The sequence below is a fragment of the Mycolicibacterium hippocampi genome (assembly GCF_010723735.1).
In the GTDB taxonomy this organism is placed as follows: domain Bacteria; phylum Actinomycetota; class Actinomycetes; order Mycobacteriales; family Mycobacteriaceae; genus Mycobacterium; species Mycobacterium hippocampi.
This window is the reverse complement of the sequence record NZ_BLLB01000002.1, coordinates 2,471,511-2,484,205: the sequence shown is the minus strand read 5'-3', so window position 1 is coordinate 2,484,205 and position 12,695 is coordinate 2,471,511. Positions and strand designations below refer to the sequence as shown.

The 12,695-nt window shown below is 68.1% G+C and carries 11 protein-coding genes; 9 read left to right on the top strand and 2 right to left on the bottom strand.

All coding sequences use genetic code 11. The features are described from left to right. Positions 1-25 precede the first annotated feature (25 nt). Together G6N53_RS13075 and G6N53_RS13070 are read left to right on the top strand one after the other, a co-directional pair. Positions 26-1,237: an acyl-CoA dehydrogenase family protein gene (locus tag G6N53_RS13075; RefSeq protein ID WP_163888909.1), complete on the top strand. Its 1,212-nt coding sequence runs from the start codon at positions 26-28 to the stop codon at positions 1,235-1,237. Positions 1,238-1,266: 29 nt separating this feature from the next. Further along, on the top strand, positions 1,267-3,528 hold the full coding sequence (locus tag G6N53_RS13070) for a molybdopterin-dependent oxidoreductase (RefSeq protein WP_163888907.1): 2,262 nt from the start codon (positions 1,267-1,269) through the stop codon (positions 3,526-3,528). Between the two features lie 7 nt (positions 3,529-3,535). Here G6N53_RS13070 and G6N53_RS13065 read toward each other — a convergent pair whose 3' ends face one another. After that, a complete protein-coding gene (locus tag G6N53_RS13065; protein WP_163888905.1) occupies positions 3,536-4,534 on the bottom strand; it encodes an MDR family oxidoreductase in 999 nt (332 codons plus the stop codon). A gap of 82 nt (positions 4,535-4,616) precedes the next feature. Continuing rightward, positions 4,617-5,594 (bottom strand): esterase family protein, encoded by a 978-nt coding sequence (locus G6N53_RS13060; protein WP_163888903.1) that lies wholly within the window; start codon positions 5,592-5,594, stop codon positions 4,617-4,619. A gap of 398 nt (positions 5,595-5,992) precedes the next feature. Here G6N53_RS13060 and G6N53_RS13055 point away from each other — a divergent pair, with 398 nt between their 5' ends. The 7 genes from G6N53_RS13055 to G6N53_RS13025 all read left to right on the top strand — a co-directional run bounded on the left by G6N53_RS13055 (position 5,993) and on the right by G6N53_RS13025 (position 12,691). Then, the gene (locus G6N53_RS13055; RefSeq protein WP_163888901.1) at positions 5,993-6,556 is read left to right on the top strand and encodes a TetR/AcrR family transcriptional regulator; all 564 of its coding nucleotides are present in this window, start codon (positions 5,993-5,995) and stop codon (positions 6,554-6,556) included. 42 nt (positions 6,557-6,598) lie between these two features. Beyond that, positions 6,599-7,774, top strand: a complete 1,176-nt coding sequence (locus tag G6N53_RS13050) for an acyl-CoA dehydrogenase family protein (protein ID WP_163888899.1) — start codon at positions 6,599-6,601, stop codon at positions 7,772-7,774. 20 nt (positions 7,775-7,794) lie between these two features. Then, complete coding sequence (locus G6N53_RS13045) at positions 7,795-8,181, top strand: nitroreductase/quinone reductase family protein (RefSeq protein ID WP_163888897.1); 387 nt, start codon at positions 7,795-7,797, stop codon at positions 8,179-8,181. Positions 8,182-8,266: 85 nt separating this feature from the next. Then, a complete protein-coding gene (locus G6N53_RS13040; protein WP_163888895.1) occupies positions 8,267-9,370 on the top strand; it encodes a homogentisate 1,2-dioxygenase in 1,104 nt (367 codons plus the stop codon). After that, a complete protein-coding gene (locus tag G6N53_RS13035; protein WP_163888894.1) occupies positions 9,370-10,575 on the top strand; it encodes an alpha/beta hydrolase family protein in 1,206 nt (401 codons plus the stop codon). Before G6N53_RS13040 ends, G6N53_RS13035 begins: the two co-directional genes overlap by 1 nt. Beyond that, entirely contained in the window at positions 10,572-11,789 is a 1,218-nt protein-coding gene (locus tag G6N53_RS13030; protein WP_163888892.1) for a CaiB/BaiF CoA transferase family protein, read from the top strand. The genes G6N53_RS13035 and G6N53_RS13030 overlap by 4 nt, the downstream gene beginning before the upstream one ends. Further along, on the top strand, positions 11,786-12,691 hold the full coding sequence (locus tag G6N53_RS13025) for a hydroxymethylglutaryl-CoA lyase (RefSeq protein WP_163888890.1): 906 nt from the start codon (positions 11,786-11,788) through the stop codon (positions 12,689-12,691). The genes G6N53_RS13030 and G6N53_RS13025 overlap by 4 nt, the downstream gene beginning before the upstream one ends. Positions 12,692-12,695: the final 4 nt, after the last annotated feature.

Sequence of the window (12,695 nt, the reverse complement as noted above, 5' to 3'; positions counted from 1 at the left end):
CCGGCCCTGACGAGAAGAGACTGACATGGCGATAAATCTGGAACTGCCGAAGAAGCTGCAGGCAGTGGTGGAGAAGGGGCATCAGGGCGCGGCCGAGATCCTGCGACCGATCTCGCGCAAGTACGACGCCAAGGAACACGCCTACCCCGTCGAACTGGACACCGTCGCGACCCTGTTCGAGGGCATCTCGGAGGCCAAGACGATCTCGTTCGCCGGCGCCGAGGCTTTCCGTGACGGTGAGGACGGCCCGAAGGGAAACGTCAACGGCGGCAACATGTCCGCTGTCCTCAACATCGTGGAGGTCAGCTGGGGTGACGTCGCGCTGGTGCTGTCGATCCCCTTCCAGGGGCTCGGCAATGCGGCGATCTCGGGTGTCGCGACCGACGAGCAACTCGAGCGACTCGGCAAGGTGTGGGCCGCGATGGCGATCACCGAACCGGATTTCGGCTCCGACTCGGCTGCGGTGTCGACCACCGCCAAGCTCGACGGTGACGAGTACGTGATCAACGGGGAGAAGATCTACGTCACCGCCGGGTCTCGTGCGACGCACATCGTGGTCTGGGCGACTCTCGACAAGTCCAAGGGCCGGGCGGCGATCAAGTCGTTCATCGTGCCCCGCGAGCACCCCGGCGTGACCGTGGAGCGCCTCGAGCACAAGCTCGGCATCAAAGCGTCCGACACGGCCGCGATCCGCTTCGACAACGTCCGCATCCCCAAGGACAACCTGCTGGGCAACCCCGACGTCAACGTGGAGAAGGGTTTTGCCGGGGTCATGGAGACCTTCGACAACACCCGGCCCGTCGTCGCCGGCATGGCCGTGGGCATCGCGCGCGCCGCGCTCGAGGAGCTCCGCAAGATCCTGACCGCCGCGGGCGTCGAGATCTCCTACGACAAACCCGCACACGCCCAGAGCGCTGCGGCGGCGGAGTTCCTGCGGATGGAGGCCGACTGGGAGTCCGGCTATCTGCTGACCCTGCGGTCGGCGTGGCAGGCCGACAACAGGATCCCGAACTCGAAGGAAGCGTCGATGGGCAAGGCCAAGGCCGCCCGCGTCGCCAGCGACATCACGCTCAAGACAGTGGAACTGGCCGGCACCACGGGCTACTCCGAGCAGGCTCTCCTGGAGAAGTGGGCCCGCGACTCGAAGATCCTCGACATCTTCGAGGGCACCCAGCAGATCCAGCAGCTGGTGGTCGCGCGCCGCCTGCTCGGCCTGTCATCGGCTGAACTGAAGTAACCGCGGGCACCGCTTGTTACGGTGCGCTCGTGGAGCATCGCATCACCTGTCCGTTGTGTGAGGCGATGTGTGGCCTGCGGGTCACCGTGCAGGCGGGGACGGCCGGCGCCGTTCGCGGCAACCCCGACGATGTGTGGTCCCGCGGGCACCTGTGCCCCAAGGGCGCGTCGCTGCAGCAGATCCACCACGACCCCGACCGGCTGCGGCAACCGCTGGTACGGACGCGCAGTGGTGCACATGTCGAGGTCTCCTGGGACGACGCGCTCGCCGAGGCGGAGGCGGTATTGCGGCCGGTCCTGGACCGCCATGGCGCCGCGGCGGTCTCGGTGTACATCGGCAACCCGGTCGCGCACAACCTCGGGTTGGAGACCTACGTCGGCGCGCTGGTGGGGATGGCCGGCGCCGCGGGAATGCCCGCGTACTACACCCCGGGCACCGTCGATCAGTGGCCGCTGAATGTCGTGAGCGCCCTGCTGTTCGGCGGTATGTGGAATGCACCAATCCCCGACCTGGACCGCACCGACCACCTGATGATGTTGGGTGCCAACCCTTCTGCCTCGCAGGGCTCGATGCTCTCGGCACCCGACATCATGGGGCGGCTCGCGGCGATCCGGGAGCGCGGCGGCACCGTGGTGGTCATCGACCCGCGGCGGACGCAGACGGCGCGGCGCGCCTCGGAGTGGGTACCGGTGCTTCCCGGCACCGATGCCCTGCTGCTGTTCGCCATCCTGCACACACTGGTCGAACAGCACCGGCTGCGGCCCCCACCCCATCTGGACGACATGGTGACCGGACTCGACGACGTCATCGCCCTCGCCGCCCGGTTCCCACCCGAGCGGGTCGAGGCAGCCACCGGTGTTTCCGCCGGCACCATCCGCCGGCTGGCGGCAGGACTCGCCGACGCCGACCGACCGGTGCTGTACAGCCGGATCGGCGCCTGCACACAGGAATTCGGCACCCTGGCCACCTGGCTGGTGTTCGTCCTGAACGTCGCGCTCGGGTCGGTGGACCGTGCCGGCGGAGCCCTGTTCCCCAAGGCCCCGGTCTGGTCGCCGATGTTCATGAAGCCGCCCGACCAGACCGGCCCCGGCTGGCAGTTCGGGCGGTTCCGCAGCCGGGTGCGCGGCGCGCCCGAAGTCCTGGGTCAGTTCCCGGTCAGCTGCCTGGCCGAAGAGATCGACACACCGGGTGACGGCCAGATCCGCGGCCTTGTCACCGTGGCCGGCAATCCGGCCGTCTCCGCGCCAGGGGCCCGCCGGCTCGACGCGGCGCTGGGCGGGCTGGACGCGATGATCTCCGTGGACAACTGGCTCAACGAGACGACCCGGCACGCCCATGTGGTGCTTCCCGGGCTGTCCCCGCTGGAACGCCCGCACTGCGACGATCTGTACTGGATGTACGCCATCGCGTCGTGCGTGAAATGGTCCGACCCGGTGCTGGCTCCGCCTGCCGGGAGACCCCAGGAGTGGGAGATCATGCTGCGCCTGGCCGGGGCGCTGCTCGGTACGCCGCTGCCCGACGTCGATGTCCCTGCGATGGACGACATGTACACCCAGGGCATCATCTACACCGCCTGCCAGGCTGCCGACACTCCCCTGTTCGGCCGCGATCCCGAGGAGGTCTTCGCCGCACTGCGGGGCCGGGGACCCGAGCGGATGATCGATCTCGGCGTCCGGGTCGGGCCGTGGGGCGACGACCTCGGACGTCGCCCCGGCGGCCTCACCCTCGAGGAGGTACGCCGCCATCCCGACGGACTGCGGTTGGGCGAGCTCGAAGGCGGTCGCCTGAACGAGGTGCTCACCACGCCGTCGGGACGCATCGAACTGATGCACCCGCTGCTGGCTGCCGACATTCCGCGACTGCTCGCCCGGATCGACCGCACCGTCGACGGGCTGGCGCTGACAAGCCGACGCCACTTGCGCTCCAACAACTCCTGGCTGCACAACGTGGCCGGGTTGATGCGTGGCAAGGACCGCTGCACGATGCTGATCAACCCCACCGACGCCGCTCGGCTCGGGGTGACGGACGGACACCTGGTCGACGTCTGCACCACCGAGGGTTCGATCCGGGTGGTCGCCGAAGTCACCGACGAGATGATGGCCGGCGTGGTGTCGCTACCCCACGGCTGGGGTCACGGTGTCGACGGGACCCGACTCGACGTCGCCAACGCCCATCCCGGCGCCAACACGAACATGCTCAACCCTGCTGTGCTGATTGATGTTCCGAGCAACACCCAGGTCGTCAACGGCGTGCCCTGCTGGGTCGCGCCGGTGAGCGTCGGGGCCGACTGAACGCCGCTCAGAACCCGTCGTGGACGACGACGCGGGTGCGCCCGGTGACGCCGCCGCCGACGATGCTGCCGAGGACGTCGGAGACATCGCGCACCGGGACGTCGCGGGTGATGCGGGTCAGGTGACGCGGCTGCAGTTCCGCCTCGATCTGACCCCAGACCTCGCGGCGTGCTCCGATGGGCAGCAGCACCGAGTCGATACCTGCCAGCGTCACCCCGCGCAGGATGAACGGCAGCACGGTGGCCGGCAGATCCGCCGACCCGGCGAGCCCCGAAATAGCTGCCACGCCGGCGTAATTCAGCGTGCTCAGCGCGTAGGCCAGGGTCTTGCCACCGACACAGTCGACGACGGCGGCCCAACGCGACTTGCCCAGTGGGCGCATCTTTTCCTCGGGGCCGGGGACCCGGTCGATGACCTCTGCGGCCCCCAACTCACGCAACAGATCGTGCGCCTCGGCCTTACCGGTCGACGCCACCACCTCGTAACCCAGTCCGGCGAGCAGGTCGACGCTGACGCTGCCCACCCCGCCGGTGGCGCCGGTGACCAGCACCGGCCCGTCGGACGGGCTGACACCGTGCGCGCGCACCGCGTTCACGCTCATCGCGGCGGTGAAGCCGGCCGTTCCGATGGCCGCCGCGTCGGCCGCGCTCAACGAGGTCAATTTGACCAGGAATTCGGCGGGATACCGCGCCGCCTGCGCATAACCGCCGTGCCGGCCGGTGCCGATGTCCTGCCCGTGGGCGATCACGGTGTCACCGACGGCGAACTCGGGTGAGGTGCTCGCGGTGACCGTGCCCACGACGTCGATGCCCGGGATCAACGGATAGCCGCGTGCCACTCCGCCTTTCGGGGTGATCGCCAACGCGTCCTTGTAGTTCACGCTCGAGTACTCGACCCGGATCTCCACGTCGCCCTCGGGCAGAAACGATTCGTCGACCACCTCGTGGCGCAGCACAATGGCACCTTCGGCGTCCTCATGCGCGACCATCGCATTGATTTCCGTCATGACGGCCACCCTAGCCAGGCCGGTGGCGGAGAACGACAAAGCCCCCGACCGCCGGCCGGGGGCTTTGTTCGTCAGTACCGGATCAGAGCAGGTGCGCCTGCAGGTCGGGCTTCATGGCCTGCAGCTCCCGGCCCCAGTACGCCCAGTTGTGCGTGCCGTTGGACGGGAAGTTGAACACACCGTTGCTACCGCCCGCGGCAATGTAGTTGTCGCGGAAGGTCTCGTTGGTGCGGATGGTCAGACCCTCCAGGAAGGTCGCCGGCAGGTCGCCGCCGCCGAGCTCGTTGGGCTGGCCGTTACCGCAGTAGATCCAGATCCGGGTGCCGTTGGCGACGATCTGCGGGATCTGCACCATCGGGTCATTGCGCTTCCAGGCGCTGTTCGGATCTTCGGTCCTGCCCCACATCTCGTTGGCGTCGAAGCCGCCGGCATCACTCATGGAGATGTTGATCAGGAAGGGCCACCACCCCTCCGACGGGTTCAGGAAGCCCGACATCGAGCTGGCGTAGGTGAACTGCTGGGGGTGGTACACCGACAGGATCAGCGACGCCGAGCCCGCCATCGACAGGCCGACCGCAGCGCTGCCGGTGGGCTTGACCGCGCGCTGCGAGGCCAGGAAGCCCGGCAGCTCCTGGGTCAGGAACGTCTCCCACTTGTAGGTGACGGTCGGGCCCTTGTTGGTGGCCGGCTGGTACCAGTCGGTGTAGAAGCTGGACTGGCCGCCGACGGGCATCACGATCGACAGCCCGGAGTCGAGGTACCACTCGAACGCCTGGGTGTTGATGTCCCAGCCGTTGAAGTCCTCCTGCGCGCGCAGGCCGTCGAGCAGGTAGACCGCGGGTGAGTTCTCTCCGCCGCTCTGGAACTGGACCTTGATGTCGCGTCCCATCGAGGGCGACGGCACCATCAGGTACTCGACCGGCAGACCCGGCCGGGAGAATGCTCCGGCAGTCGCCGACCCTCCGGTGAGGCCGACCAGCGCGGGCAGCAGCGCCGCCGTCATGGTCGCAACGCCGATCCGGCGCGCCCAGGGCCCGCGAATCCTGTCAAGAAGTCTCATACCGTCAATCCATCCATCCTGGTTACCGCGTGACGCGGCTTGTCCTTAGACTTTTCGGGCGGGCCAGCGCAACCGTTACCACCTCAGCGATGGCTTGCCGCACCGTCCCACTACTGCGCACTGCCGAATGGCGGCACAGTGAGCCGGAAAATCTTCAGTTGTAGCGGTTGCAGTAAAGCATGTGACCAGCATGTGAGAAAGCCCGGCCACGCCGAACAGCCACTTCCTGCTGGAAAACAAAACTGACGCTGCAGCCAATTGAGGTCCGGGCGCCGGCGAAATCACCGGCTGTTCCCGACGGCAGTGAGCAAGTACCACGCCTCGTCCAGTCCCGCCAATGTAATACCTCCGTCATGGTGACCGTCGTCACACCCGGCGTGGTCAGTAGGCTCCAGCGGATGGCGAGTAGTCCTTCCGGTGCAGGCAGGCTCTCCGCCGAGGACTGGATCCAGGCCGGTTACGCCCTGCTGGTGGACGACGGACTCGAGGCCCTCAAGATAGACCGGCTGTGCGGCCGCCTCGGCGTCACCAAGGGCAGCTTCTACTGGCACTTCAAGGACATCGCGAGCTATCGAGCCGCTGTGGTCGAGGCGTGGGCCCAACTGCGCGATCGGGACCGCAGTCACTTCGGCGACCTGGCGGATGTGCCGGCCCGGGAGCGGCTCGCGCAGATGATGGCGTCACTTCTCGGCGAACGGCAGTGGGCGTTGGAGCGGGCGATGCGGGAATGGGCACGCACCGACCCGGCCGTCGCCGAGAGCGTGCACGCCGCCGACCAGCGGGTGCTGGGCGCGGTTCGCCAGGCGTTCACGGATGCCGGGTTCGACGCCGATGACGCCGCGATGCGGGCGAACGCCACGTTCGCCGCGGGCATCGGCTTCCTGCACCTCTCGAACGCGCCGCCGACCGCCGGGACGGCCCGACAGCGGGAACGCTTTCTCGACCTCATGCTCAAGCCCTGACCGCAACGCTTCCATACCAAACCGTATGGTACGGTCGCCGTCATGCCAGTCATGGTCGCCACCACTACCGTCACCCCCGAATACGTCGCGCGGCTGTCGGAACGGGCGGCGGAGGCCGAGCGTCAGCGCCGGCTACCGGCGGAAACGTTGGCCGACCCCGCGACGACGGAGTTCGTCAACCTGCTGGTGCCGGCCCGCTACGGCGGCCGCCAGGCCCCGCTGCCGGCCATCCTCGACCCCGTCCGGCTGATGGCGCACGGGTGCGCATCCACGGCGTGGACCCTCGGGTTCTATGCCCTGCACAACTGGATGCTCGCGCTGTTCAGCGAGCAGGCACAGAGCGAGGCGTTCGGATCACGCCCCTTCCTGGCCCCGGCGCCGCTGGCACCGACGGGCCAGGGCGTCGGCTGCGACGGCGGGATCCGACTTTCCGGGCGGTGGTCGTGGGCGACCGGCGTGATGGACGGCAACTGGATCATCGTCGGTGCACTGCGCGAGCGCGTGCCGGGCGATCAGGCGACCGTCTATCCCGTGCTGGCGCTGCTGCCGATCGACGCCGTGCGCATCGAGGACGTGTGGCACACCGACGGCATGCGGGCGACGGGTTCCAACGATGTCGTGATCGACGATGTCTTCGTGCCGGAGCACCGACTGGTGGCCGTCGCCGACATCTACACAGGAACCGCACCCGGCGCCGCGCTACACGACGCCGACACCTACCGGTGGCCGATGGTGCCCGCACTGGCCCTGTTGGCCGCGATGCCCGCACTCGGCAGCGCAGAACGCGCCGCGCAGATCTACACCGAGCGGCTCTCCCAGCGGTTCCTGGCCTACGAGGGCGTGATGCAGAAAGACAAGCCCGTCGCCTCCGTGCACCTCGGGCAGGCGCTGGTCCGGCTGCGGTCACTGCGCGGACTGCTGGCCGACACCGTGGGCGAGATCGAGGGCATCGTCGCAGCGGGTGACCCGGTGGGACGTCCGGTGCGCGCTCAGGCCAGGCTCGCCGCGGCACACATCGTCCACGAGTCGCGCACGGTGATCGGCGATCTGCTCGGCGCGTCGGGCGCGAGCGCACACTTCCTGGACAACCCGCTGCAACGCATCAAACGCGACGTCGACGTCATCGGCGGTCACGTGGTCTTCGACTACGACACCAGCCGCGAACTCGCCGCTGCGCTGACAATGGGGATGGCGGTCCCCCGCACCGCCATGGTGTGAAACCGGCGAACGGAGTTCCGATGACCAGCGTCCGCGACAACGTCACCAAGTTCTTCCAGAAATATGTCGGGAATCAGGTGATGGGGCGAATGCCGTTCCAGACACTGCTCGAGACGACCGGCCGAAAGTCCGGCGAACCCCGACGCACGCCGGTGGGCGGCCGCCGGGACGGCGACGAGTTCTGGTTCGTCTCGGAGTTCGGCGAGAAGTCGCAGTATGTGCGCAACATCAAGGCCGACCCGAAGGTGCGGGTGCGGTTGAAGGGGCGCTGGCACCGCGGCACGGCGCAGCTGCTGCCCGACGACGACGCCCGCGCTCGGCTCCGGTCGCTGCCCCAGGTCAACAGCATGGGCGTCCGCACGTTCGGAACGAACCTGCTGACGGTGCGAGTCGATCTCGTCGACTGAAAAAGGTTCGGCCCCGCGACGTCATTGACGGCCCCCAAAAATAAACCTAACGTCAGTTTTACTTTCACTAGCCGGGAGGAACACCATGGAGTCGTTCGTGCACCTACGCAAAGGGGTCACGCCCCGACGGCTGCACGCCGACCTCAACGGGCTCAAAGACGATGAACTCGGCCGCGGCGGCTTCACCGGCCGCACTGCCAACCTCTACCGCCGCCACGACCCCACGGCGTACCGCACCGTCGGCCCGCTGCGGCCGCTGGACGTGCTGTCGAGCGAACTCAAGCCCGCGGATGCCACCGACGCGCAGGGAGGTCCCCTGCTGATGTTCTCCAATGCCGACTGTGAGGTATTGCTGTCCCGGCGCGCCTCGCCGATGCCGCACTTCGTGCGTCACATCGACGGGGACCTGCTGTGCTTTGTTCACGAGGGCTCCGGGCTCGTCGAGACCGAGTTCGGACCACTGCGCTATCGCCAAGGCGACTGGCTGTATCTGCCGAAGGCCTGTACGTGGCGGCACGTGCCGGACGACCAGTGCACCTGGCTGATGATCCAGGCCACCGACGAGTTCCGGGTGCCGCCGCCCGGTCAGCTCGGACGTCACTTCCCGTTCGACCCGTCGCAGGCGGTCATCCCCGAACCGCAGCCGTGCGACGACGACGGCCGCGACGAGTACGAGGTACGGCTGGTGCACTCACCCGTCGACGGTGTCGGCACCACAACCCTGTACTACCCACACCATCCGCTCGATGTCGAGGGGTGGCGTGGCGACAACTTCGCGTTCACCTTCAACATCGACGACTACAACGTGGTCACCTCTGACAGCGTGCACCTACCCCCCACGGTGCACCTGTTCATGCAGGCCACCGGGGTGTACATCATGAACTTCCTGCCCAAGCCCGCCGAAGGGGTACCGGGCACCGAACGCACGCCCTGGTATCACCGCAACGTCGACTTCGACGAGATCGCTTTCTTCCACGGTGGATCGCTCTACGGGATCGCGATGCCGCCGGGGCTCATCTCGCATGCGCCCCAGGGGGTCCATCATGGTGCGCCGGAGAAGGCCCGCGAGAGGGCACGCCGTAAGTTCGACGACTTCCAGTCCGTGGACTGGCGGGTGATCGCGATCGACACTCGTCGGCGGCTGGTCCCCTCGGCGGAGATCCTGGCCAACGACCTCGGGCAGCACTGATGCAGAGCCAGCAGACACCGGTCCGGTACGAATACGATCGCATTCCCTATCTGGTTGCGTATCAGAACAATTCGACCGTCCGCGACGTCTACGGTGGCGTGGCCGAATTGGTGGTGCTGGAGAGTTACCTCCTCAAACCGAAGGCGGTGCCTTCCGACACCGTGCTGGTGTTCATGCACCCCATCGGTGGTGGCGCCTACCTGCCGATGATCAACGCACTGGCCCGCGCCGGTCACCACGTCATCTACTGCAACAGCCGGTTCCGGGGCACCGACTCGGCGTTGCTGATGGAGAAGGTCGTCGAAGATCTCGGCGAGTGCATCAAGGACGCCAAGAACCGGCTCGGCTACTCGAAGGTGGTGCTCGCCGGCTGGAGCGGCGGCGGCTCGCTGTCGGTCTTCTACCAGCAGCAGGCCCAGCACCCCACGGTGACCGCGAGCCCGTCCGGCGACGGCCCTGACCTGACCACACTCGGGCTGATCCCCGCCGACGGCATCATGCTGCTGGCGGCCCATATCAGCAGGCACGGCACCATGACCGAGTGGATGGACGCCTCGATCCTCGATGAGAACGATCCCGCCAAGCGGGATCCCGAGCTGGATCTCTACAACCCCGACAATCCCAACCAGCCGCCGTACACGGCCGCCTTCCTGGAGCGCTATCACCGGGCGCAGATTGCCCGCAACCGCCGAATCACCCGGTGGGCCAAGGACAAACTCGCCGAGATCAGAGCCAGCGGGCGCCCCGGCGCGGACGTCGAGGAGTTCGCGTTCGTCGTGCACGGCACCATGGCCGACCCGCGCTGGCTGGACCCCGCCGTCGATCCCAACGAACGCACCCCGGGAACCTGCTATCTGGGTGATCCTGAGGTGGTGAACATGAGCCCGGTGGGTCTCGCGCGGTTCTGCACGCTACGCAGCTGGCTGTCGCAGTGGAGTTACGACGACGCCAACGGCGACGCAGTCAAGTGCGGCCCCGACATCGCGGTGCCCGCGCTGGTCATCGGAAACCTCGCCGACGACGCGTGCACACCGAGCCACACCCGCCGGATCTTCACCGCGATCGGCCATCCCGACAAGGAGATGTACGAGATCCCCGGCGCGAACCACTACTACGCCGGCGCCGACCAGCGGGGCAAGCTGCGCCAGGCCGTCGGCGTCGTGACCGACTGGCTGGTCCGCCACGACTTCGCGGTACCCCGATGACGGCAGCCGCCCCGCCGACCGGGCCGCTCGACGGAATCCGCGTCATCGAGGTGGGAACGTTGATCTCGGGGCCGTTTGCAGGTCGTCTCCTCGGGGACATGGGCGCCGAGGTCATCAAGGTCGAACCGCCCGGGTCACCGGACCCGCTGCGCACCTGGGGACAGGCCGAGCTCGACGGGCACCACTTCTTCTGGACGGTCCACGCGCGCAACAAGAAAGCGGTCACCCTCAACCTGCGGGAGAGCACGGGGCGGGATCTGTTCCTCGAGCTCGTGGAGCGCAGCGACGTCATCGTCGAGAACTTCCGGCCCGGCACCCTGGAGAAATGGGGGCTGGGCTACGAGGTGCTGCGCGAACGCAATCGCGGAATCATCCTGGTGCGGGTGTCCGGGTACGGCCAGACCGGGCCGGAGGCGCACAAGGCCGGTTATGCCTCTGTCGCCGAGGCCGCCAGTGGGCTGCGGCACATGAACGGGTTTCCGGGCGGCCCTCCCCCACGGCTGGCGCTGTCGCTGGGTGACAGTCTGGCCGGGATGTTCGCCGCGCAGGGGGCGTTGGCCGCGCTGTACCGCCGCTCGGTGACCGGACAGGGCCAGGTGGTCGACGCGGCGCTGACCGAATCCTGTCTGGCGGTGCAGGAGTCCACGATCCCCGACTACGACGTCGGCGGGGTGGTACGGGGCCCGTCCGGTACCCGTCTGGAGGGCATCGCCCCCTCGAACATCTACCCGGCGGCGGACGGCAGCTGGGTGGTGATCGCGGCGAACCAGGACACCGTCTTCCGCCGGCTGTGCGGAGCCATGGGCCGGCCCGAACTCGCGGTTGACGAACGTTTCGCCAATCATGTTGCGCGAGGACGTAACCAGGACGAACTCGACAAGATCATCGGATCGTGGGCCGCTGAACGCCAGCCCGCCGACATCATCTCGACGCTCTCGGAAGCCGGGGTGATCAGCGGCCCCATCAACACCGTCGCCGAGGTCGTCGAGGACCCCCAGCTGCAGGCCCGCGGCATGATCGCCGACCACTGGGACGACCGGATCGGGCGGAATGTGAAGGGGCCCGGCGTGGTTCCCGTGCTGTCCGAGACCCCGGGCACCATCCGCCATGCCGGATCGGCCCGCCCCGGCCAGCACAACGACGAGATCTACCGCGGCCTGCTCGGTATGAGCGAAGCCGAGCTGGGCAAGCTACGGGAGGAGGGCGTCATATGACCGCACTGCCGACACATGTCGACATCCGTGACGTTTCGCTGCGCGACGGGCTGCAGATCGAAGACCCGATTCCGCTGTCGGCGAAGCTCGACCTGCTCGCGGCGATCGCAGCCACCGGCGTGCGGGAGATGGAGGCGACGGCCTTCGTCTCCCCCTCCAAGGTGCCTGCGCTGGCCGACGCCGCCGAACTGGCCGCGGAACTGCACAACTTCGCCGATATCGAGTTCTCCGCGCTGGTCGCCAGTCCCAACGGCGCCAAACGCGCCATCGCCGCCGGACTGCGCTCCATCGAGTTCGTGGTTTCAGCAGCCGACGGGCACAGCCGTGCCAACGTGGGTCGCACGTCGGCGCAGGCGACCGCCCAGATCGCCGAGATCGTGGCGATCGCCCATGACAGTGGCGTGAGCGTCGAGGTCATCATCGCCACCGCGTGGGACTGCCCGTTCGACGGGCCGACGCCGCCGACACGGGTCGTCGACATCGTGGCCGCCGCCACCGACGCCGGGGCCGACCGGCTCGCGATCGCCGACACCATCGGCACCGCCACCCCCCGCCGGGTCAGCGAGCTGATCGACCTCGTCCATCCGGCAAGTGCAGAACTGCCCCTGGGCGCGCACTTCCACAACACCCGAGGGACCGGCCTGGCCAGTGCATACGCCGCAGTCGGCGCCGGTGTCACCCGGCTGGATGCATCCGTCGGCGGGCTCGGCGGCTGCCCGTTCGCCCCCGGCGCCAGCGGCAACATCGCCACCGAAGACCTGGTGTACCTGTTGCGCGACAGCGGTGTCGACGTGGACGTCGACCTGGAGAAGGCGATCGCCGCGGCCGAGGTCGCGCAGAACGCTGTCGGGCACGAACTGCCCGGCGCACTGTTGCGCGCCGGTGACCGGATCCTGGGTTAGCGGA

What these genes read in the sequence shown, in the direction of transcription:
- G6N53_RS13055 (WP_163888901.1), top strand. Translation starts at nt 5,993, where the DNA reads ATGGCGAGTAGTCCTTCCGGTGCAGGCAGGCTCTCCGCCGAGGACTGG.
- G6N53_RS13050 (WP_163888899.1), top strand. Translation starts at nt 6,599, where the DNA reads ATGCCAGTCATGGTCGCCACCACTACCGTCACCCCCGAATACGTCGCG.
- G6N53_RS13025 (WP_163888890.1), top strand. Translation starts at nt 11,786, where the DNA reads ATGACCGCACTGCCGACACATGTCGACATCCGTGACGTTTCGCTGCGC.
- G6N53_RS13040 (WP_163888895.1), top strand. Translation starts at nt 8,267, where the DNA reads ATGGAGTCGTTCGTGCACCTACGCAAAGGGGTCACGCCCCGACGGCTG.
- G6N53_RS13045 (WP_163888897.1), top strand. Translation starts at nt 7,795, where the DNA reads ATGACCAGCGTCCGCGACAACGTCACCAAGTTCTTCCAGAAATATGTC.
- G6N53_RS13065 (WP_163888905.1), bottom strand. Translation starts at nt 4,534, where the DNA reads ATGACGGAAATCAATGCGATGGTCGCGCATGAGGACGCCGAAGGTGCC.
- G6N53_RS13030 (WP_163888892.1), top strand. Translation starts at nt 10,572, where the DNA reads ATGACGGCAGCCGCCCCGCCGACCGGGCCGCTCGACGGAATCCGCGTC.
- G6N53_RS13035 (WP_163888894.1), top strand. Translation starts at nt 9,370, where the DNA reads ATGCAGAGCCAGCAGACACCGGTCCGGTACGAATACGATCGCATTCCC.
- G6N53_RS13075 (WP_163888909.1), top strand. Translation starts at nt 26, where the DNA reads ATGGCGATAAATCTGGAACTGCCGAAGAAGCTGCAGGCAGTGGTGGAG.
- G6N53_RS13060 (WP_163888903.1), bottom strand. Translation starts at nt 5,594, where the DNA reads ATGAGACTTCTTGACAGGATTCGCGGGCCCTGGGCGCGCCGGATCGGC.